The sequence below is a fragment of the Aliirhizobium wenxiniae genome, from assembly GCF_019511445.1.
Taxonomy (GTDB): domain Bacteria; phylum Pseudomonadota; class Alphaproteobacteria; order Rhizobiales; family Rhizobiaceae; genus Neorhizobium; species Neorhizobium wenxiniae_A.
Genome location: NZ_JAEUAN010000004.1, coordinates 287,931 through 307,807, shown reverse-complemented (window position 1 = coordinate 307,807; position 19,877 = coordinate 287,931). Strand labels below are relative to the sequence as shown.

Genomic DNA, 19,877 nt, shown 5'->3' with positions numbered 1-19,877 from the left:
CGCTGACGGAGTTGGAACTTCGACTGTCGTTTCAACCGAATGCGAATACGGGCCTGCTGATCACGGGTACGCGGAATAAAGAAGGCTTACGTTAATGACCATTGGATTGCTCGGATTTCAGGCAACGATCGCTGCTCCGGTTACGTTGAGCGGCATCGGTGTTCATTCTGGAGCGCCGGTAATGATCACCTTCCAGCCGGCAGAAGCAGATACGGGTATCGTTTTCAGTCGTAACCTCGAAGATGGAACGTCTGCCGAATATCGCGCCGTCTCATCGCAGGTCGGTCCGACCGATCTCTGCACGGTGCTCGGCTTTTCCCCGGCCAAATGGGTTGCGACCATCGAGCATGTGATGGCAGCACTCTATGCCATGGGCATCGATAACATCATCGTTGAAGTCGATGGTGCAGAGATGCCGATCATGGACGGCAGTTCGTATCCGTTCATCGAAGCGATCGAGCAGGTCGGTACGGTCAATCTCGGGATCAAGCGTCGCTACATCCGCGTCGTGAAGCCGGTGCGAATCGAATCGGGCGCATCCTGGTCTGAGTTCCGGCCGTATGACGGAACGCGATTCGAGGTCGAGATCGATTTCCCGTCTGCACTTATCGGACGGCAGAGCTGGAAGGGTGACCTGACGGCTTCGACCTTTAAGGTAGAGCTTTCGCGTGCCCGTACCTTCGGTTTCATGCGTGATGTCGAGCGTTTGTGGGCGGCTGGCTATGCGCTTGGGTCTTCGCTGGAAAACTCGGTCGTCATTTCCGATGACGAAACGGTCGTGAATGTCGAAGGCCTGCGTTACGCCAAGGACGAGTTTGTTCGTCACAAGACGCTGGATGCCGTGGGCGATCTGGCCCTTGCGGGCGCACAGTTTATCGGCTGCTATCGCTCGTATCGCGGTGGGCACAAGATGAATGCGAACGCGTTGAAGGCTCTGTTGAGCGATCCGACTGCGTATGAAGTTGTCGAAGCTCCGTCTTCCGTCGCAAGCCGCGTTCGTGCAGGTGAATTCGTACCCGTCAACGTGACGGAATGTGCTCCCTGGTTTGCTTGAATATTCTGATCTCCGTCAGACTGGCCGTTCCGCAAGGAACGGCCTTTTTCTTTTCATAAAAGGCACTTGCCGGACGGGCTCGCCACAAAAATGCATTAATGCGGACCCATTGCGTTGCCCTAGCCATGCTTTTATGGCTAGTACGCCGCTGGGTACGAGTAGTTTCATGCGGGACGATCAGGGACTGTCGGATGGCTGATGGAAAGTCTGTAGAAATGCGTAGCTTGACGAGGATCGGCCTCCTGGCGGTTGCACTCATCGGGACAAGTGTTGGTTTGGCTGCTTGCCAGTCCGACAAGGACATCGACATCACGAAGCTGGGCTTCGAAGCCGAGTCTCCCGAGATGTTGTACAATCAGGGCCTGGCCAATATGAAGGCCGGCAATATGGCTGAGGCAGGACGCAAGTTCGACGCCATCGACAAGCAGAACCCGTTCACGGAATGGGGCCGCAAGGCGCTTGTGATGAGCACGTTCGTGAAGCAGCGCATGGGCCGTAACGACGATGCGATCTCGGTCGGCAACCGTTATCTCAAGCAATATCCGAAATCGCAGGATTCGGCCTATGTCCAGTATCTGGTCGGGTTGAGCTATTCGAAGCAGATTTCCGACGTGACGCAGGACCAGAAGGCTGCGGGGAATACGATTGCGGCCATGAGCATCGTCGTCAAAGACTATCCGGATTCGGAATATGTCGAGGATGCCCAGGCCAAGATTCGATTCGCCCGCGACCAGCTCGCCGGCAAGGAAATGCAGATCGGCCGCTATTATCTTGAGCGCAAGGAATACCTTGCCGCCATCCAGCGCTTCCGCAACGTTGTCGAAACCTATCCCAACACCAACCAGGTGGAAGAGGCTTTGGCGCGTCTGACCGAGACCTATTATCGTATGGGTATCGTGGAAGAGGCACAGACGGCTGCGGCAGTGCTTGGACGGAACTATCCTGACAGCCAGTGGTATGCTGATAGCTACAAGCTGCTGCATTCCGGTGGTGTCGAGCCGCGTGAAAACAAGGGATCATGGATTTCGCGCGCCGGCGCAAAGCTCATCGGCGCCTGAGAGACCACAGGTCATTAACGAGGCCACATGCTGATCCAGTTGTCGATCCGCGATATCGTTCTGATCGAGCGGCTAGATCTCGGTTTCGAGGCCGGGCTCTCGGTGCTGACGGGTGAAACAGGCGCCGGAAAATCCATTCTGCTCGACAGTCTTTCGCTGGCTCTTGGCGGTCGCGGTGATGGCGGCCTGGTGCGCCATGGCGAAGACAAGGGGCAGGTGACTGCCGTCTTCGACGTGCCCGGACAGCACGCAGCAAGAAAACTCCTCAAGGAAAACGGCATCGATGACGATGGCGATCTGATTTTTCGGCGCATTCAGTCGGCGGATGGCCGCACGCGTGCCTCAATCAACGATCAACCGGTCAGCGTGCAACTGATGCGCCAGGTCGGTCAGGTGCTTGTGGAAATCCACGGGCAGCATGACGACCGCGCCCTGATCGATACCAATGCCCACCGCATGCTGCTCGATGCATTTGCCGGCTTGTCCGACGATGTTATTCAGGTTGGCGGCCTTTACCGCACATGGCGGGACGCTGAGCGTGGCTTCAAGGCGCATCGCGCCAAGGTGGAGGCTGCGGCCCGTGAGGCCGATTACATTCGCGCTTCGGTCGAAGAACTGGAAGCGCTTTCTCCGCGTGACGGCGAAGAGGACGAACTCGCCGAACAGCGCTCGAAGATGCAGAAATCCGAGCGAATCGCCGGTGACATTTCCGAGGCTTCGGAATTCCTCAACGGCAATGCTTCGCCGGTACCGATGATCGCATCGATGGTGCGCCGCCTGGAGCGCAAGAGCCACGAGGCGCCGGGACTGTTGGAAGAGACGGTCGAGCTTCTGGATCAAGCGCTCAATCACCTTTCCAATGCGCAGATGGAAGTGGAGGCTGCGCTTCGGCGCACCGAGTTCGATCCGCGTGAACTGGAGCGTGTTGAAGAGCGTCTGTTTGCCTTGCGTGCAGCGGGTCGCAAATATTCCGTCGCCGTGGTCGATCTGCCGGCGCTGGCTGAAAAGATGGTGGCCGATCTTGCAGATCTCGATGCCGGTGAGGAAAAGCTCGGGCAGTTGGAGAAGATTGCCGCTGCGGCAAAGACAGAGTTCGATCATGCTGCTGCGGCTCTTTCGGAGAAGCGCAAGGCTGGAGCCGAATCACTTGCCGCCGCCGTCATGGCGGAACTGCCGGCGCTGAAGCTGGAGCGCGCGCGCTTCATGATCGAGGTGACGGCCGATCCGGAGGCTGCCGCCGCCGAAGGGATCGATACGGTCGAATTCCATGTGCAGACCAATCCGGGAACACGTCCCGGCCCAATCATGAAGGTTGCTTCGGGCGGCGAACTCTCGCGTTTCCTGCTGGCGTTGAAGGTTGCTCTGGCGGATCGCGGTTCGGCACCGACGCTGGTGTTCGATGAAATCGATACGGGCGTCGGTGGAGCCGTCGCAGATGCCATCGGCCAGCGGTTGAAGCGCCTGTCGTCTACCGTTCAGGTTCTTTCCGTCACTCACGCGCCGCAGGTTGCAGCGCGCGCGGCGACGCATCTTCTGATCTCGAAGGGACCGGCGGCTGACGGATCCGAGAAGATTGCAACACGGGTTGCCACGATGGAGCCTGAGCATCGCGCGGAAGAAATCGCCCGCATGTTGTCAGGTGCTTCGGTAACCGACGAGGCGAGGGCGGCTGCGGCGGCGCTTCTTTCAGGTAACGGCTGATCCGGCTCTCGGACCGTGCCGCTGTTATTCCGCCGGATGAAGCTCGCGTGTTTTTCCAGCCATGCGGTTGATGACGTCGTCCTTCCAGACAAAGCGGTGGATCAGCACCATGGCAATGTGCCCGGCGATCATCGCAAGCAGTGTCCAGGCGAAGACGCCGTGGAGCAGGTTGGCCGGTGCCACCATCCATCCAATATTATCAGTGCTGCGCGGTACGATCTCGAAGCCGAAGAGGGCAAGTCCCCATTCGGAACCGAATGCACGCAGGAATGCGACGGCGGGGATGAAGAGCATCAGGATATAGAGACAGATATGCCCGATGCGGGCCGCAGCGCCCAGCAAACCGTTTTCATGCTTCGGCCGGTTCTTGAGGTTAAGGAAGCCCCAGAGGGCGCGCAGTGCTGCGAGCAGAAGTATAGTCGCACCCAGTTCCCCATGGGTGCTGTTGAGCAGGTCGGTGAGAGCCGATCGGCCGAAAAGCCGGTTGATGACGATGCCGGAGAATTGCCAGAGCAGGATCGCGGCCATGCTCCAGTGGAACATACGGGTCACAAGGCCATAGCGCAGTCCGTTGTCCCGCCAGCCAGTTGTCATCCTCGTCATCTTCCGCCTGTTTGATAATTTGAACCTGAATGTCGCAGGCAGGTATTACGAGGTGGCAGGGGATTACGTCCAGTCGTTGGCTCCTCATATTCAGGTTCGTTTCCCCAACATGTTCGTGAGTTTTCCGCGCCATCGACCCGCCGCGGTTCTTCCAATCCACGGTGATTGCACTAGAAAAGCGATGAAGATGGAGATTCCCCGCATGGCCGCCGATCAGACCGCAATCGAAATGCTGACCGAAGAGACGGCTGCTGCCGAACTGGAGCGGCTGGCCAAGGAGCTGGCGCATCACGACGAACTCTACCATGCCAAGGATGCGCCGGAGATTTCCGATGCGGATTACGATGCTCTGAAGCGTCGCAACAGCGCCATCGAGGAGCGTTTCCCGCAGCTCATTCGATCCGACAGCCCTTCAATCACGGTTGGCGCTGCACCGCTTGCGACCTTTGCCCCGATCACGCACGCCCGGCCGATGCTGTCGCTCGACAATACGTTTTCCGATGAAGACGTGCGGGATTTCGTCAATTCGGTCTATCGGTTCCTGGGGAACCTGCCGGACAACTCGATCGCCTTTACGGCGGAACCGAAGATCGACGGCCTGTCCATGTCGATCCGCTACGAGGATGGCGTTCTCGTCAATGCCGCGACCCGCGGCGACGGTACGACGGGCGAAAATGTCACCGCGAATGTAAAGACGATCAGGGAAATCCCGCAGCGCTTGCCAAAAGGTGTGCCGGCCGTGGTTGAGGTGCGCGGTGAGGTCTATATGGCCAAAAGCGATTTTCTGGCGCTGAATGCCGAGATGGAGGCGCTGGGCAAGCAGCTTTACGTCAATCCGCGCAATACCGCCGCCGGGTCGCTCCGTCAGCTCGATGCGAAGGTTACCGAGAGCCGCAAGCTGAAATTCTTCGCTTATGCATGGGGCGAGATTTCCGAGCCGAACGACCTACCGAAGAGCCAGTACGAGATGGTGCAGACCTTCAAGCACTGGGGCTTTCCGGTAAACCCGCTGATGAAGCGGCTGACTTCTGTCGAAGACATCCTTGCGCATTACCACGATATCGGCTTGGCCCGCCCGGATCTCGACTATGATATCGACGGCGTCGTCTACAAGGTCGATCGGCTGGATCTGCACGCGCGTCTCGGTTTCCGCTCGCGCTCACCGCGCTGGGCGACTGCGCACAAGTTTCCGGCAGAGCAGGCTTTCACCACTGTCGAAAACATCGATATTCAGGTCGGCCGTACGGGGGCTTTGACGCCGGTTGCACGTCTGACACCTATCACCGTCGGTGGCGTGGTTGTCACCAATGCGACGCTGCACAACGCCGATTATATCGAGGGTATCGGCAATTCCGGCGAGCGTATCCGCGAGGAAGGCCACGATATCCGCATTGGTGATACGGTCATCGTACAGCGGGCAGGGGACGTTATTCCGCAGGTGCTCGATGTGGTAATGGAGAAGCGCCCGGCGGATGCGAAGAAATACGAATTTCCGAGCAAGTGCCCGGTCTGCGGCAGCCATGCGGTGCGTGAGAAGAACGAAAAGACCGGCAAGCTCGATTCCGTGACGCGTTGCACAGGCGGATTTGTCTGCCGCGCGCAGGCGACGGAACATCTGAAACATTTCGTTTCGCGCAATGCTTATGACATCGAGGGATTCGGGACAAAGCAGGTCGATTTCTTCTTCGAGAGCGAAGACGATGCGCTGAAAATTCGAACCGCGCCGGACATTTTTACGCTGAAAAGGCGGCAGGAGAATTCGCCGCTGACAAAACTCGAAAACATCGAGGGGTTCGGCAAGGTCAGCGTCAGGAAACTGTTCGACGCCATCGATGAACGTCGTTCGATCGCACTCAATCGCTTCATTTATGCGCTTGGCATCCGGCATGTCGGTGAAACGACGGCGAAGCTGCTCGCCCGCCATTACGGCACCTACGAGGCTTTCGATAGGGCGATGAAGGAAGCCGCGTCACTGACTGGTGATGCTTGGCAGGATCTGAACAATATCGAAGGCATCGGCGAGATCGTCGCCCGCGCCATCGTCGAATTCTTCAAGGAACCGCGCAATCTCGATGTCATCAACCGGTTGCTCGAAGAGGTGACACCGCAGGCCGCGGAGCAGGTTGCAGCTTCGGACAGTCCGGTGGTGGGCAAGACCGTCGTATTCACCGGCTCGCTGGAACGGTTCACCCGCGACGAAGCCAAGGCTCGAGCAGAAGGCCTTGGCGCGAAAGTCGCCGGTTCGGTCTCGAAGAAAACCGACTACGTCGTCGCCGGTCCCGGCGCCGGTTCCAAGCTGGACAAGGCTCGGGAACTCGGCGTCGAGGTGATGACGGAAGACGAGTGGCTCACCTTTATCGGTGGCTGATCGTCAGGTTCTGATCCGTGCCATGGAATAGGCATCGACATAGCTACCGTCACGAAAGGCAAACTCCTTCATCCGGCCTTCGGTAACAAAACCGTGGCGTTCGTAGAGCCGGATGGCGGGCTCGTTGTCGGTATAGACCGTCAGCTCGATGCGGCGCAGGTTGAACCAGTTGTCGGCAAGCGCGAGGATCTCTCCGATCAGCGCCTTGCCGATACCCTTGCCGACATAGGCATCGTGCACGCCCATGCCGATACTGCCGACATGGACGCGGCGATTGGCAAGACGCGTCAGTCCTGCATCGCCGACAATCCTGCCGTCGAGAAGGGCGATCAGACCGGTCATGCTGGCCGGCTGGTTTTCGATGCCCTTGCGGATTTCCTCCGGCGTGTGGTGCGGCGTACGCAATGTACCGTTTCGGTAACCCGGCATGTTATGCAGTGTGACGATACCGTCTGCATCCGACGGTCTTCGTGCACGGATGACAAGGCCTTTGGGCCATACCGCATCTTTTGCCAATGGTGTGGGATTTTCCAGTTCGTTCATGTCGCTCTCTCTGGTTTTGCCGAAGCAGAGCGGAACGATGCCGACCCTGCCATCATGGGGCAGGGTGGTGGACGGATGACCGGCTAACGCGCCAAAACCGCCACGCGCCCTGCAGGGCGAATGGTCACGGTCACGTGGCTAAGGGCGATAAAGCTGTTCATGACACGGATTTGGGCATGGAAATTTGATGTGGTCAAGCCGCCGCATCTGCGGCGCTTTGCCGAATCATACTGCCCGGCCTAAAAGCGTCGCACTTGTTTAATCGGAATTTCACCTTGAAGACGATCGCAATCGATTTTGAAACCGCCAACGAGCAGCGCGGGAGCGCCTGTTCGGTCGGGCTTGCCTGGATCGAGAATGGCAAAGTCATTCGCGTTGAAGAACGGCTGATCCGCCCGAAGGACATGCGGTTTTCATCGTTCAACATTGCAATACACGGAATCCGGCCCGAACAGGTGGAGGATGCAGGCGAGTTTCCCGAGGTGATGGACGAATTTGCCGATGATTTCGCCGGCGCTACGATGATCGCACACAACGCGGCTTTCGATTTCAGCGTCTGGCGTGCCTGTCTCGATCAGTACCGTCAGTGCTATCCGGAATTATCCTATCTGTGCAGCGTCAAGATGGCCCAGAAGGTTTGGCCGCATCTGATTTCGCACAAGCTCAATATCCTCGCGCAACATCTTGGCCTGAGCTTTCTTCATCACAATGCCGCCGAGGACGCGGCCATCTGCGCCGAAGCCTCGATCGCGATTGCGGCCGAATTGAACGTGTCTGAGATCAGGGATGTGCCTGCTGCTATCGGAATGAAGGCCGGTCGCCTGTTCTCCAGCGGCTACGAGGCCTGCACGCTGCGCAAGCAGCCAGCGGCGGCTCTTGGCAGGTGACCGCCGTCGTCATGTCTTGCAAGCGGCGGGCCGCACCTTATCTCTGATCCCGAATTGTTGATCGGAGATTTGCCCATGCCCCGTCTGAACCGTCGAACTCTATCGTTCGTTTCCGCTGCCGTCGTTCTGACCGGTATTGCGGCCGCTCCGGCTATTGCCGAGGTCGTCGGCAAGGTCGGCGTCGACTGGATCGGCAATGACATCATTGTCGAGGCTGTGCCTGATCCGCAGGTCAAGGGCGTCACCTGCCATGTCACCTATTTCGATCGCAGCGTGATCGACCGTCTGCGGAATGGTAACTGGTTCGAGGATCCGTCCAACAGCTCGATCGCCTGCCGACAAACGGGGCCGGTGGAAATCGGCGACATTGAACTTGGCAAGGGCGGTGAAGAAGTCTTTCGCCAGGGGCGGTCGCTCATCTGGAAGGATCTTTTGGTCAAGCGTATCTATGACAAGACCAATGACACGCTGATTTATCTCGCCCATTCCCGTCAGGTTGTGGAAGGTTCCGCCAAGATGGCCATTTCCACCGTACCGCTTTACGGTCAGCAGGTGACCTGGACAAAAGGGAAGCCGGCGCCCTGAGGTAATTTTACTCGACGATCATGAAAAAAGCCGGGCGCGATGCGTGCCCGGCTTTCCCATTCGTCTCACACCGCCTTTAGCGGATATAGACAACCTTGCCGCCATTCGCGGCGGTCTGGATCGCGATCACATTGGCCAGTTCGACATTCTGCATAGCCAACGCGTCAGCAAGGCCCGGATCAGACTGAAGCTCGGCCTGAGCATCCTGGATTACGTCAGGGCTCGGATTGCTGACGGACTGCGGCAGACGGCTGCCATTGCCCGAACTCGGGTCATTGGTCACGTTGACCACAGTCACACCGGCGGTCGATGTGGCGGGAAATTGGCTATCCATCGTCTGGGCGGATGCGCCGGCTGCAAATGCGGAGGCGGAAATGAGGGCGGCGAGTGCAATGGCCTTGTTCATGGAAAATCTCCTTGTTGTCGTTTTCTTTCACGCGACGAAAAACGTTATCGGGAGCGTTTGTTCGTTGCCTCGTGTCTGAGTTGACATCCACTAAACCGCAGGACTCTCCGGAAGGTTTCATAAAAAAATCTTTATTTTGCAATGGCTTGTTGTTCCATCACATGTGCGTGCGACACGTATTGGTGAAGTTATGCAAGATAAACGAAAACGCCCGGCGTGATGTCACGCCGGGCGTTTTGGAAATTGCAGACCGTTTAAGGAGCTTAAGCTGCTTCGCGCGAAAGTTCGTCGGCGATGACGGTGTCGAGATTGAGGAAGCAGACCATCGTCTTTTCCAGAGCCACGATACCGCGGCAGAAGTCGCGCTGTGCTTCGGGAATGATTTCCGGTGCCGGCTGCAGGTCTTCGCTCTTGATCGTCATCATGTCGGAAACCTGCTCGACCAGAAGGCCTACCAGCTTGCCGCGAATGTCGGTGACGATGATGGCCGAACGCTCGGACGGTTCCGTCATCTTCATGCCAAGGCGGCAAGCCATGTCTATGACCGGGATGACGGCGCCGCGCAGGTTGATGAGGCCGAGGACGTAAGGCGGGGTGTGCGGCATCGGCGTGACCGGTGCCCAGCCGCGAATTTCGCGGATCGCCATGATGTCGATGCAGAACTCCTGATCTCCGAGATGAAAGGAGACGATCTCGAGATAGGCGCCGGACTGCTTTATCGCATTGCTCATGTCAGAACTCTTCCATTTGGCTGAGAGGCCCGGACAGGCGGGGCTTCAGGAATCAGGTTGAGATGATCTTTGCCGTGCATAAGTGAAAAACCGGTGAATCCCTGAACAATGTCTGACCGTTTCGGTCTGCGACATACGGCAGCAGGTAAATCTGTTCAGCTCAGATCAATTCGTATAGAACAGCAGCATGCAAGCGAGCTCCAACCACCCGTTCTTCCTACCTGCGACGCTCGTTTTGGGGCTCGCCATCCTTGGCTTGTCGCTGGCGGGCTTTCTGGGGTGGATCAAATACGGCTCTTCCATCTTGCTGGCTGCGGGAGAGACGGCCTTGTCCTGGTGCTTTTGACCGCGGAACATGGCTGTTCGGCTACGGCATGTTGAATTGCGCCACTGAGCGGTTGCGTTTATCCCTGTGACATTCTTTTCCTGAATAAGAGACTGACCAATGAAAAGCCTTCGGATCGCCCTCTGGATTGCAGTCTTTGCTCTTGCGGGCGTTCTCGTATGGCTGACGCTGGAGGTCACCCGGCAAAAGCAGGATCTGGCCGAGGGGCCGTTCGGTGTGCCGTTCCGCCTCGTTGCTCAGGATGGCCAGCCGATTACGGAACAGGCTTTCCGGGAAAAGCCGACTGCCTTGTTCTTTGGCTTCACCCATTGCCCGGAAGTGTGCCCGACAACCTTGTTTGAGCTGAACGCCTGGATGCAGAAGGTCGATCCGGATGGGACGAAATTGAACGGCTATCTCGTCAGCGTTGATCCTGAGCGTGACACGCCGGAACTGCTGGGCCTTTACATCTCCAACGTTACCGATCGCATCAAGGGCATTTCGGGACCGCCGGCTGACGTTCTTGCGATGATCAAGGGCTACAAGGTCTATGCCAAGAAGGTGCCGGTGGATGAGGCTGATCCCAACGGTGATTACACCATGGATCATACGGCGTCCGTTTTCCTGCTGGATCAGAATGGCCGATTTGCCGGCACGATCGCTTACGGGGAAAATGCGGAAACAGCCGAGAAGAAGCTCGCCAACCTGATCAAGGGCTGATTGGCGGTGTTTGAGTGCGTTCCCGGTTGAACGGTGCACGGCTTCTGTGGCAATGGTCTGCGCAACAATCAGCTGAGAGAGAAGACCGTGAGCGAGATCCGCCTTTACGTGACAGTCAATGAAGTAAAGGCGGGCGAAGTGCTCGACCTCCTGTCGGATGTGTTCGGCGAGGAAGACTTTGCGATCGCCACCACAGAGGTCGATGAAAAACGCGATATATGGGAAGCTTCCGTCTACATGATGGCTGACGACGAGGAGATGGTCCGCGAGCGGGTGGCAGCCGCTTTGGCGGAGCCATTTCCGGATCTGACGATCTCTCGCGAGATCATTCCCGATGTCGACTGGATCGCGAAATCGCTTGAGGGGCTGAAGCCGGTTCGCGCCGGTCGGTTCATCGTGCACGGCTCGCATGATCGCGACAAGGTTCGCGAGAACGATGTGGCGATCGAGATCGACGCGGGGCAGGCATTCGGTACCGGTCATCATGGCACGACGGCCGGTTGCCTGGAGGTGATCGACAAAGTGCTGCGCGCCAGAACGGTCAGAAATGCGCTTGATCTCGGCACCGGTAGCGGCGTTTTGGCGATTGCCGTGCGCAAGGTCAGAAAAATCCCGGTTCTTGCAACCGATATCGACCCCGTCGCTGTCGGCGTGGCGCGAGAAAACGTTCGGCGTAATGGTATTGCCAACGGGATAAGGGTGGAAACGGCATCGGGATTTCACTCTCCGGCCTTCCGTGAAGATGGACCGTTCGATCTCATCATTGCCAATATTCTCGCCCGTCCGCTGATGAAGATGGCACCTGAACTCGGCCATCATCTGGCGCCCGGCGGATCGGTCATCCTATCAGGGATTCTGGCTGCACAACGCTGGAAAGTTATTGCAGCCTATAACGGTGCCGGCATGCGGCATCTCTCCACGATCTGGAGAAATGGCTGGGTGACGATGCATTTCACCAATCGGTGACGTCGCGCGATTGGCTTGCGCCAGGCGCATAGCAGCAATGACTGATGTCCAAGGCACTAAAAAAGGCGACGCTTTCGCGTCGCCTTTGCAGGCTTTTCGCCTGAATGTCCGCGAGCACATGGGAGGAACTGCTGCTCAAGCGGACGGTATTAACTTCGGAGCCGGTGAGCTCCAGATGATCCGCAGATCAGAAGATGTAGGTCGTTGCGCCCTTGCGACGAAGCTCTTCGCGGCTGGTGCCGAGGTTCTTCAGGGTGGTGTCGTCGAGGCTCATGAGAGCGCCGTTGACGTAACGGGAAACCTGCTTTTCGCGGGCTTCAACAACGCGGTTCATTGCATTACGGAAAAACGACTTGGCCATGGAACTTGTCCTCTGTTTCACTGTGTCACTCGGTATGGCTGAGATATAAGCGTGATCTTGCTGCATAGTGAGTAGGCTTCAATCAACGGTGATATGCGTTTGGTGCATGACTGTGTGAGGTGTGCTCAGATAATCGGCACATGGCCTCGAACCAGATCACTTGTTCCGTGCTGCTAGCCGAGTTCTGCCCGCAGCCTGACTTCTTGTTTGCCGCATGCCCTTGGCGCAAAAGCACTGCTCACTTTTTGCGCGGCATGCTTTAACATCGGCGACCAGCGGAATCACATCAGCGGAATGGCAGCCATGTTTCAGTCTTTCGACAATAAATCCTCTCCCCAATTTGGCCGTGAACGTGTCGCGGCGCTTCGCGCACGGTTTGCCGAGCTCGGGATCGACGGCTTTCTTGTGCCGCGCGCCGATGAATATCAGGGCGAATATGTTCCGATCTCCGCAGAAAGATTGTCGTGGCTCACTGGGTTTACCGGCTCTGCGGGGATCGCACTCGTCACCCAGAAGGAGGCCATCGTCTTTGTCGATGGCCGATATGTGACACAGGTTGCGGAGCAGATCGATGGCAGCGTGTTTACGCCCGGGGATCTCGTCAATGAGCCGCCGCATCTGTGGCTTCGATCGCATGTTCAGCACGGTTTTCGCCTGGGTATCGACCCGTGGCTGCATGGTGGGCTTGAGGTGAAAAGACTTGAGAAGGCTTTGGAGGAGATTGGCGGATCGCTGGTACTCCTGTCCGAAAATCCGCTGGACACGGCCTGGGCCGATCGTCCGGCCGAGCCGCTCGGTGCCGTTGCCGTTCAGCAGGAAATGCATGCCGGAAAATCTGCCGCTGAGAAGATCGCCGAGATCGCAGAGGGCCTGAAGGCGAAGAATATTGCTGCAGCCCTGATCGCAGATCCGTCTTCAGTCGCCTGGATATTCAATATTCGTGGCGCGGATGTTGCCCATACACCGCATCCGCTTTCGCGCGCGCTGATCAGCGCAGATGGCAAGGCGGAATTGTTCATCGACGAACGCAAGCTCGGCGATGAAGCCCGCGCTCATCTGCAGCCGCTCGCGGCCACAAAGACGCCTTCGTCTCTGATCGAGCGGATCAGCGCTTACGCTGCCGATGGCGGCCGTATTCTCGTCGATCCGGAATTGACGGCGCTTGCGTTGATCGCCGCCATCGAGACGGCAGGCGGCGTGGTGGTCGAGGGAACCGATCCGGCGCGTCTGCCGCGTGCCATCAAGAATGCGGTGGAGCTGAAAGGTTCGGCGGACGCGCATGTTCAGGATGGCGCTGCGATGGTGGAGTTCCTCTATTGGCTCGATCAGGCCAAGCCGGGATCGCTCACCGAAATCCAGGCCGTCGAGGCGCTCGAGGCCGCACGCGCACGCGTCGGGCAGAACCTGCAGAACCCGCTGCGCGATGTTTCGTTCGACAGCATTGCCGGTGCGGGCGAGCATGCAGCCATCATGCATTATCGCGTCACCCGCCAGAGCGACCGCAAAATAGAGGCAGGTGAGCTGTTCCTGATCGATTCAGGCGCGCAGTACATCAACGGCACGACAGACATTACCCGTACCGTGGCGATCGGTGAGGTGCCGAACGATCGCAAGCGTTTCTTCACGCTGGTGCTGAAGGGAATGATCGCGATCAGCACGGCGCGTTTTCCCAAGGGCACGCGCGGCTGCGACCTCGATCCTCTGGCGCGTATCGCTTTGTGGAAGGCCGGAGGTGATTTTGCTCACGGCACCGGGCACGGCGTCGGTTCCTATCTCTCCGTGCACGAGGGGCCGCAGCGCATTTCGCGGCTTGCCACGCAGGAATTGTTGCCCGGCATGATCCTGTCCAACGAACCGGGCTATTATCGCCCCGGTCATTACGGCATCCGCATCGAGAACCTGATCTTCGTTCGCGAAGCCGAGGAGGTTGTCGGCGGTGACATGCCCATGCGTTCTTTCGAAACGCTGACCTGGTGCCCGATTGATCGTCGTCTTGTCGTTGCGTCCTTGCTGACCGCCGACGAGCTGGATTGGTTGAACGCCTATCACGCCACGGTACGTGAAAAACTGCTGCCGCTTCTCAACCATGCCGACATCAAGGCATGGCTGGAAACGGCAACTGCGCCGATCGTCTGAAAATCAGACTCCGAAACCCAGGCCATAACGGGCGGCCATTACGGCCGCCCAGCCTACAGCGAGAAGCGTGAGGCCCGGAAAGCGCAGGCCCACGACGAGCGCCACCGCCATTGCGATCTTGATATCCCATCCGCCGTACACGAAGGGCTGAGCTACGAGCGTGGTCAGAACTGCAGCCGGTACGGCGTTAAGCGCCGATTCCAGCCTTGGCGGAATGCGCTTCATGCTGCTCATCAGCACATAACCGCCGATACGGGTGAAATAGGTTGCGATCCCTGCAATGAGGATCAGCAGCGCCGTATTCGGATCGATGGAGAAGGCTGTTACCTGGTTTTCCATATTACATCGCCTCCTTTTCCATCTCCGACACTTCCGGTTCGACATGCGCCTTGGGCGGCGGCAGGATGACCGCGACGAGAATGCCGAGAACAGCGCCGACACTGATGTGCCAGGGAGAGCCGATGAAATGGAAGGCGATGACGGAACTGACGCCGCCTGCCAGCATCACGGGAAAGAAGTTGTGGCGGCTCCTGAACCCCATGGTCAGGCCGAGAAAATAGACGGGCATCAATACGTCGATGCCATAGGCTTTCGGATCGCCGATCATGCGACCGAAATAGGCGCCGATCATGGTTGTCATGACCCAGGATACCCAGACAACCGCTCCCATGGCGAAATACCAGCGGAAAGTGACTGGCTTTCCGGTCTCTTCCCGTTTCACGGTCTCGGCAAACTGCGGGTCGACCAGCAGAAAGAAGGAGAGCCAGCGCTCGGCATGGGGGAAACGTCCGATGACACCCGCGAGCGCCGCCGAATAAAGCACATGGCGAAAGTTTACCGCGAGAATGGAGAGCACGATAATCCATGCAGCAACATGGTGGCCGAACAGTTCGATGCCGACCAGCTGGCTGGCGCCGCCGTAAACGAGCCCGCTCATCAATGCGGCTTCGGCGATGCTGAAACCGTTATCGACAGCGATGGCGCCGAAAAGAATGCCGAACGGGGCCGAAGAAATGGCGACGACGGCGCCCTTTTTCAGGCCATTGGTCAGCTGTTCGTGTCTACTCATGCGATGTTCCCGGGGATGGCGGTTCCAGGCGGGCCTGATCGAGCAGGTTTCCGCATTGACCGCGTCTTTTTCTGTAGGTTGTGCGTGTAGAAGCAGTCGCATCGACTGGCAATCGAATTGCGTTTATTCAATCCATCGATTTTGCTGATCGATGTCGAGCTTGAGCAACGTTACCAGCCTCGGGAGCAGGACGGTTTATCCGTCAATCTGCAAGAATGGCGTCGCTGGTGACAATATCGATGCCGCGCTCGTGCATTTCCGAAATCGCATTCTTGACGCCTTGCGGATCGATGCCGCGGCTTGCATCGGATATGAAGCGGACATTGACCCCAGGCAACATTTCGCGTGCGTCGATTGCCGAAAACTTGACGCAATAGTCTGTCGCCAGCCCGCAAATGTCGAGTTCGGTTATCAATTGGGCTTTCAGGTAGCCGGCGAGGCCGGTCAGTGCGGCACGATCATTGTCGCGAAAGGCGGAATAGCTATCGACCGCAGGGTTCTCGCCCTTCTGCTGAATATAGTCGATCTCGCTTACATCGAGGTCTGGGTGAAATTCTGCGTCGGTGGTGCCTTGCACGCAATGATCCGGCCACATGACCTGCGGCTGGCCGGAAAGCTCGCCCAGATCGAAAGGCTTCTTGCCGGGATGTTGCGAGGCAAAACTGCCGTGGTTGGCGGGGTGCCAATCCTGAGAAGCGACGATGACGTCATAACCGCCGTCGCTGATCAGTCGGTTGGCGACGGCGATAACCGAATCTCCGTCCGGTACTGCAAGGTTTCCGCCAGGGCAGAAACCGTTCTGCAGGTCGACCAGCAGCAGTGCTTTCATGACGCTCTCCCGCGTTTGTGCCGGCAGAATGCCAAGCCCGCACTCGGCGATCAAGAAAATTATTCAAGAAATTCATGGTCATTACAATGGTAATGTTTCGATATCTAAATTAGAAATAGCTTATTAAGTATGTTGCGAAATGATTGGTTATCCGAATTGGAGGGGTCACCATGAAGCGCCTTATTCTTCCCGCAATCGCCTTGCCCGTCACACTTGCCTCCGGCTTTTACAGTACCACCGCCCATGCGCAGTCAGCGCCGCTGGTGAATGTCTGCTCGGGCCTGAGTGTCGATCTGCCTGTTCTGCAGCCTGTTACCTCAGGCATACTGGATCCGTTGCTCAGCCCTTTGGCGTCTCTCATCAATCTCAACCTTACCGATGCCCTCAGCGGCAAGAATATCGGCCTCAACGTGCTCGATACGAATGGCCAGGCGGTGAATAGTGCGGATTGTGGTCTGGTTGCCGACTCGGTGGATATTGACGATGCGCGCGGTATCTCAATGGGTGGCGGCAGCCTTAGCGGGCTTGGCGGGGCGGGGAATGCGGCGTCCGTTGCGGGGGAGGTGAATTCGGTTGCCATCGGTAACGGAGCGACGACAAGTGCCACTGCCACGAATGCGATTGCACTCGGTTTGCGTGGCACCGTGACCGCCGCAAACGGTGTGGCACTCGGCGCTGATACGAATGTAAGCGCTGCCGGCGGTGTCGCACTCGGCTCCGGCTCGGTGGCGTCGCGTGGCGGTATGAACGGCGCGACCGAACTCTTCTCTGGAACGGCGGTCTCTTCCACCGCCGGGGCCGTTTCGATCGGCACTGCGGGTAGCGAGCGCCAGATCACCAATGTTGCAGGCGGTACGGCCGATACGGATGCCGTCAATGTTCGCCAGCTGCGTGCGGTCAACAATGCGGTCACCACCGGGCTGGGGGATGTGGCTATCGCTCTTGGCGGCGGGGCAACCTATAACAGCAGCACCAATGTCTTTACCGGGCCAAGCTATACGCTGCGTGGCAATACCTATACCGATGTCAACACGGCGCTTCAGGCGATCAATTCCTTCATCGGTGGCGCCGGGACAAACGGAGCCTTGGCGGCAAACAATACCAGCGGCCTGCCGAATGCGGTCGCGACCGGCGCGGACGCAACCGCTGTCGGTTACGGCTCAAGCGCTGCTCACGCCAACAGCACGGCGATCGGCCGCGGGGCGACCACCACCCGTGCAGGGCAGGTGATGATCGGCACCTCGACGAATACCTATACGATGCCGGGCGTGACATCGGCTGCTAGCCGGGCGGCGCAAAGCGGGCCGACACAGGTTCTGACGACCGATGCGGCGGGCAATATCGCGACGGCCAATCTTGACGTCAACCGGATCAGTTCAGACATCTCCAATCTACGCGGCGATGTTTCCAGCCTGCGCAGGGAGACACGCAAGGGCATTGCCGCGGCAATGTCGATGACGGCCGCGCCAAAACCTTCGGCGCCGGGCAAGACATCCTGGTCGACCAATGTTGCCGGATATCACGGCGAAGTGGCGACGAGCTTTGCTGTCGCCCACATGTTCGACAGCAACTACCCCGTCGTCTTCGATGCCTCGGTTGGTTATTCGCCCGGTGGAACACCCGGCGTTCGCGTCGGTCTTTCCGGCGAATTCTAGCTAGAGCGCCGAGATCCCCTGCCGAACTGGTACTCCCCCCGCCATTCGGCTCGTTCCACCCCGCGATCCCCCTCGCGGGGTGGAATGTTTTTGGTGTCGTTTTTGCCTCCATTTCGCAAATCCGGAGAAAATCATTCTCCCGTTCGTTGCTGTGGTAAAAACACCTACCTCGTCATACTTTGGCGATACCGCTACCTAAGGCGCAAATTTAGGAGCTTCATTCCATGACGATTTCGTCTTCCCTCGGTTCCGGATCGCCAGTAGCGCCATCGCTCGGAGCGCCCGGTCTTGTTTCCCTTATCGTTCTTGTCGCAGGCACGCTCGCGCTCGGCGCGGTTTATGGACCTGCGCAGGGGGCTCTGTTTCTCATTGGTGGCGCGCTGGGCATCTCGCTTTATCACGCAGCCTTCGGTTTCACCTCCGCCTGGCGGGTCTTTATCGCTGAGGGCAGGGGACGGGGTCTACGTGTGCAGATGATCCTGCTTGCGCTAGCCGTCATCCTGTTCTTCCCGTTTCTTGCGAGCGGTACGCTGTTCGGCAATGAAGTTCGCGGCAATATTTCGCCGGCCGGGATCGGTGTCATTGCCGGAGCCTTCATGTTCGGCGTCGGCATGCAGCTCGGCGGCGGATGTGCTTCCGGCACGCTGTTTACCGCCGGTGGCGGCAATGCCCGCATGCTGGTCACGCTGTTCTTCTTCATCGTCGGGTCGTTGATCGCCACTCTGCATACCGCCTGGTGGGCAGCGCTGCCGTCCTTGCCGCCGACTGCGCTGTTCCAGACGTTCGGTGCTGCCGGTGGTATTGCTGTGTCGCTGGTCATTTTCGGCGCCATTGCAGCCATCACCGTGTTTGTCGAGAAAAAGCGCAACGGTGCGCTGGAACAGACTCCACCGTCGCCGCGTCAGGGCTTTGCGCGCTATCTGCGTGGACCGTGGCCGCTGGTTTTCGGTGCGATTGCGCTGGTTATCCTGAATTTCGCGACGCTTGCCATCGCCGGCCGCCCTTGGGGTGTCACCTCCGCCTTCGCGCTTTGGGGCGCCAAGGGTGCGCCGTTGATCGGCATCGATCCGGCTTCCTGGCCCTATTGGCAGCAGCCGGGCAATGCCAAGGCGCTGGCGTCCAGCGTGTTTGCCGATGTGACCTCGGTCATGGATTTCGGTATCATCGCAGGGGCCATGCTGGCTGCCGCACTTGCCGGAAAGTTTGCCCCGAACCTCGATATTCCCCTGCGCTCCGTGCTTGCGGCAGTCGTTGGTGGCCTGCTGTTGGGTTACGGTGCGCGAATTGCCTATGGCTGCAATATCGGCGCTTATTTCTCGGGGATCGCTTCGGGAAGCCTGCATGGCTATCTCTGGGCCGTCGCAGCTTTCGCCGGTAATGTTGTCGGCGTGAAATTCAGGCCGTGGTTCTTTAGTGAAGGTCGTGCGATCCGCCGGATCGACGGCTGAAATTATCGCCAGACTCGATATCAGACGGCCACGCTTTGCGTGGCCGTTTTTCATCATTGGCGTTTTTTCTTCATCTGCCGCTTAGCGTCGCATCCCCTGCGAATTATTCCCGCTGCCTTGTATAACCGGGCTTTTGTCGCTAAACAGCAACAGTCGCCAGCTTGACCTGCCTTAATTGACGAGGCCAGAAACACAGCCTCGCCGCATTTCGGTTAAACTTCCGGCGGCATGCGCTTTTATGAGCGCCATCGAAACTGATCGGGGCGGCGTAAAGACATTGGTTACCATAATCGTTCATTCTCTCACCCATTCGCAGGGTGGTTTTGTGCGGAGTGAGTCCGCTTCTGAAATCAACTCTAGTCTGGTAGGCGAGGCGCTTTTTGCGACCTTTGCGGTGATGAGTAACGGTTCGGGTAACGAGTGATGGTGCGT

General features: G+C 58.2%; 20 protein-coding genes. 12 read left to right on the top strand and 8 right to left on the bottom strand.

From position 1 onward, the window contains the following. Positions 1-94 precede the first annotated feature (94 nt). The 3 genes from lpxC (at position 95) to recN (ending at position 3,813) form a co-directional block, all read left to right on the top strand. Positions 95-1,054 carry a UDP-3-O-acyl-N-acetylglucosamine deacetylase gene (gene lpxC / locus JNB91_RS07370; protein WP_220324864.1) on the top strand — a complete coding sequence of 320 codons (960 nt, stop codon included), beginning with the start codon at positions 95-97 and terminating at the stop codon, positions 1,052-1,054. A 215-nt stretch (positions 1,055-1,269) separates the two neighbouring features. After that, complete coding sequence (locus JNB91_RS07365; RefSeq protein WP_220324863.1) at positions 1,270-2,112, top strand: outer membrane protein assembly factor BamD; 843 nt, start codon at positions 1,270-1,272, stop codon at positions 2,110-2,112. Between the two features lie 27 nt (positions 2,113-2,139). Next, a complete protein-coding gene (gene recN / locus JNB91_RS07360; protein ID WP_220324862.1) occupies positions 2,140-3,813 on the top strand; it encodes a DNA repair protein RecN in 1,674 nt (557 codons plus the stop codon). 24 nt (positions 3,814-3,837) lie between these two features. On the opposite strand, the gene JNB91_RS07355 is transcribed toward recN, so the two are convergent. Then, the gene (locus JNB91_RS07355; protein ID WP_220324861.1) at positions 3,838-4,407 is read right to left on the bottom strand and encodes a cytochrome b; all 570 of its coding nucleotides are present in this window, start codon (positions 4,405-4,407) and stop codon (positions 3,838-3,840) included. A gap of 211 nt (positions 4,408-4,618) precedes the next feature. Here JNB91_RS07355 and ligA point away from each other — a divergent pair, with 211 nt between their 5' ends. Beyond that, entirely contained in the window at positions 4,619-6,784 is a 2,166-nt protein-coding gene (ligA, locus tag JNB91_RS07350) for an NAD-dependent DNA ligase LigA (protein WP_220324860.1), read from the top strand. A 3-nt stretch (positions 6,785-6,787) separates the two neighbouring features. Here the strand turns inward: ligA and JNB91_RS07345 are convergent, their stop codons facing one another. Next, entirely contained in the window at positions 6,788-7,327 is a 540-nt protein-coding gene (locus JNB91_RS07345; protein ID WP_220324859.1) for a GNAT family N-acetyltransferase, read from the bottom strand. Positions 7,328-7,602: 275 nt separating this feature from the next. Between JNB91_RS07345 and JNB91_RS07340 the strand changes: the two genes are divergently transcribed. Together JNB91_RS07340 and JNB91_RS07335 are read left to right on the top strand one after the other, a co-directional pair. Beyond that, positions 7,603-8,214: a 3'-5' exonuclease gene (locus tag JNB91_RS07340; protein ID WP_220324858.1), complete on the top strand. Its 612-nt coding sequence runs from the start codon at positions 7,603-7,605 to the stop codon at positions 8,212-8,214. Positions 8,215-8,289: 75 nt separating this feature from the next. Further along, positions 8,290-8,799, top strand: coding sequence for a CreA family protein (locus tag JNB91_RS07335; protein ID WP_220324857.1), 510 nt, complete (start codon positions 8,290-8,292; stop codon positions 8,797-8,799). Positions 8,800-8,875: 76 nt separating this feature from the next. Here JNB91_RS07335 and JNB91_RS07330 read toward each other — a convergent pair whose 3' ends face one another. Together JNB91_RS07330 and JNB91_RS07325 are read right to left on the bottom strand one after the other, a co-directional pair. Then, entirely contained in the window at positions 8,876-9,205 is a 330-nt protein-coding gene (locus JNB91_RS07330; protein ID WP_220324856.1) for a hypothetical protein, read from the bottom strand. A 263-nt stretch (positions 9,206-9,468) separates the two neighbouring features. Further along, complete coding sequence (locus JNB91_RS07325) at positions 9,469-9,936, bottom strand: chemotaxis protein CheW (protein WP_112457808.1); 468 nt, start codon at positions 9,934-9,936, stop codon at positions 9,469-9,471. 445 nt (positions 9,937-10,381) lie between these two features. On the opposite strand from JNB91_RS07325, the gene JNB91_RS07320 reads away from it, so the two are divergent. Both JNB91_RS07320 and JNB91_RS07315 read left to right on the top strand, forming a co-directional pair. Then, the gene (locus JNB91_RS07320) at positions 10,382-10,981 is read left to right on the top strand and encodes an SCO family protein (RefSeq protein WP_220324855.1); all 600 of its coding nucleotides are present in this window, start codon (positions 10,382-10,384) and stop codon (positions 10,979-10,981) included. An 87-nt stretch (positions 10,982-11,068) separates the two neighbouring features. Continuing rightward, complete coding sequence (locus tag JNB91_RS07315; protein ID WP_220324854.1) at positions 11,069-11,947, top strand: 50S ribosomal protein L11 methyltransferase; 879 nt, start codon at positions 11,069-11,071, stop codon at positions 11,945-11,947. A gap of 187 nt (positions 11,948-12,134) precedes the next feature. Here the strand turns inward: JNB91_RS07315 and JNB91_RS07310 are convergent, their stop codons facing one another. Next, a complete protein-coding gene (locus tag JNB91_RS07310) occupies positions 12,135-12,308 on the bottom strand; it encodes a hypothetical protein (protein WP_220324853.1) in 174 nt (57 codons plus the stop codon). Between the two features lie 303 nt (positions 12,309-12,611). Between JNB91_RS07310 and JNB91_RS07305 the strand changes: the two genes are divergently transcribed. Continuing rightward, complete coding sequence (locus JNB91_RS07305) at positions 12,612-14,444, top strand: aminopeptidase P family protein (protein ID WP_220324921.1); 1,833 nt, start codon at positions 12,612-12,614, stop codon at positions 14,442-14,444. A gap of 3 nt (positions 14,445-14,447) precedes the next feature. On the opposite strand, the gene JNB91_RS07300 is transcribed toward JNB91_RS07305, so the two are convergent. The 3 genes from JNB91_RS07300 to pncA form a co-directional block, all read right to left on the bottom strand. Then, the gene (locus JNB91_RS07300; RefSeq protein ID WP_220324852.1) at positions 14,448-14,783 is read right to left on the bottom strand and encodes an AzlD family protein; all 336 of its coding nucleotides are present in this window, start codon (positions 14,781-14,783) and stop codon (positions 14,448-14,450) included. A 1-nt stretch (position 14,784) separates the two neighbouring features. Further along, positions 14,785-15,513, bottom strand: coding sequence for an AzlC family ABC transporter permease (locus JNB91_RS07295; RefSeq protein ID WP_220324851.1), 729 nt, complete (start codon positions 15,511-15,513; stop codon positions 14,785-14,787). Positions 15,514-15,715: 202 nt separating this feature from the next. Then, positions 15,716-16,342, bottom strand: a complete 627-nt coding sequence (gene pncA, locus JNB91_RS07290; protein ID WP_220324850.1) for a bifunctional nicotinamidase/pyrazinamidase — start codon at positions 16,340-16,342, stop codon at positions 15,716-15,718. 170 nt (positions 16,343-16,512) lie between these two features. On the opposite strand from pncA, the gene JNB91_RS07285 reads away from it, so the two are divergent. The 3 genes from JNB91_RS07285 (at position 16,513) to JNB91_RS07275 (ending at position 19,869) form a co-directional block, all read left to right on the top strand. Further along, the gene (locus JNB91_RS07285; protein WP_220324849.1) at positions 16,513-17,997 is read left to right on the top strand and encodes a hypothetical protein; all 1,485 of its coding nucleotides are present in this window, start codon (positions 16,513-16,515) and stop codon (positions 17,995-17,997) included. Positions 17,998-18,221: 224 nt separating this feature from the next. Further along, the gene (locus tag JNB91_RS07280; RefSeq protein WP_220324848.1) at positions 18,222-19,445 is read left to right on the top strand and encodes a YeeE/YedE family protein; all 1,224 of its coding nucleotides are present in this window, start codon (positions 18,222-18,224) and stop codon (positions 19,443-19,445) included. Positions 19,446-19,683: 238 nt separating this feature from the next. Continuing rightward, positions 19,684-19,869, top strand: coding sequence for a hypothetical protein (locus JNB91_RS07275; protein ID WP_220324847.1), 186 nt, complete (start codon positions 19,684-19,686; stop codon positions 19,867-19,869). Positions 19,870-19,877 lie beyond the last annotated feature (8 nt).

What these genes read in the sequence shown, in the direction of transcription:
- lpxC (WP_220324864.1), top strand. Translation starts at nt 95, where the DNA reads ATGACCATTGGATTGCTCGGATTTCAGGCAACGATCGCTGCTCCGGTT.
- JNB91_RS07305 (WP_220324921.1), top strand. Translation starts at nt 12,612, where the DNA reads ATGTTTCAGTCTTTCGACAATAAATCCTCTCCCCAATTTGGCCGTGAA.
- JNB91_RS07320 (WP_220324855.1), top strand. Translation starts at nt 10,382, where the DNA reads ATGAAAAGCCTTCGGATCGCCCTCTGGATTGCAGTCTTTGCTCTTGCG.
- JNB91_RS07285 (WP_220324849.1), top strand. Translation starts at nt 16,513, where the DNA reads ATGAAGCGCCTTATTCTTCCCGCAATCGCCTTGCCCGTCACACTTGCC.
- JNB91_RS07365 (WP_220324863.1), top strand. Translation starts at nt 1,270, where the DNA reads ATGCGTAGCTTGACGAGGATCGGCCTCCTGGCGGTTGCACTCATCGGG.
- ligA (WP_220324860.1), top strand. Translation starts at nt 4,619, where the DNA reads ATGGCCGCCGATCAGACCGCAATCGAAATGCTGACCGAAGAGACGGCT.
- JNB91_RS07325 (WP_112457808.1), bottom strand. Translation starts at nt 9,936, where the DNA reads ATGAGCAATGCGATAAAGCAGTCCGGCGCCTATCTCGAGATCGTCTCC.
- JNB91_RS07335 (WP_220324857.1), top strand. Translation starts at nt 8,290, where the DNA reads ATGCCCCGTCTGAACCGTCGAACTCTATCGTTCGTTTCCGCTGCCGTC.
- JNB91_RS07345 (WP_220324859.1), bottom strand. Translation starts at nt 7,327, where the DNA reads ATGAACGAACTGGAAAATCCCACACCATTGGCAAAAGATGCGGTATGG.
- JNB91_RS07280 (WP_220324848.1), top strand. Translation starts at nt 18,222, where the DNA reads ATGACGATTTCGTCTTCCCTCGGTTCCGGATCGCCAGTAGCGCCATCG.
- JNB91_RS07275 (WP_220324847.1), top strand. Translation starts at nt 19,684, where the DNA reads ATGAGCGCCATCGAAACTGATCGGGGCGGCGTAAAGACATTGGTTACC.
- JNB91_RS07295 (WP_220324851.1), bottom strand. Translation starts at nt 15,513, where the DNA reads ATGAGTAGACACGAACAGCTGACCAATGGCCTGAAAAAGGGCGCCGTC.
- JNB91_RS07355 (WP_220324861.1), bottom strand. Translation starts at nt 4,407, where the DNA reads ATGACAACTGGCTGGCGGGACAACGGACTGCGCTATGGCCTTGTGACC.
- JNB91_RS07310 (WP_220324853.1), bottom strand. Translation starts at nt 12,308, where the DNA reads ATGGCCAAGTCGTTTTTCCGTAATGCAATGAACCGCGTTGTTGAAGCC.
- pncA (WP_220324850.1), bottom strand. Translation starts at nt 16,342, where the DNA reads ATGAAAGCACTGCTGCTGGTCGACCTGCAGAACGGTTTCTGCCCTGGC.
- JNB91_RS07330 (WP_220324856.1), bottom strand. Translation starts at nt 9,205, where the DNA reads ATGAACAAGGCCATTGCACTCGCCGCCCTCATTTCCGCCTCCGCATTT.
- JNB91_RS07300 (WP_220324852.1), bottom strand. Translation starts at nt 14,783, where the DNA reads ATGGAAAACCAGGTAACAGCCTTCTCCATCGATCCGAATACGGCGCTG.
- recN (WP_220324862.1), top strand. Translation starts at nt 2,140, where the DNA reads ATGCTGATCCAGTTGTCGATCCGCGATATCGTTCTGATCGAGCGGCTA.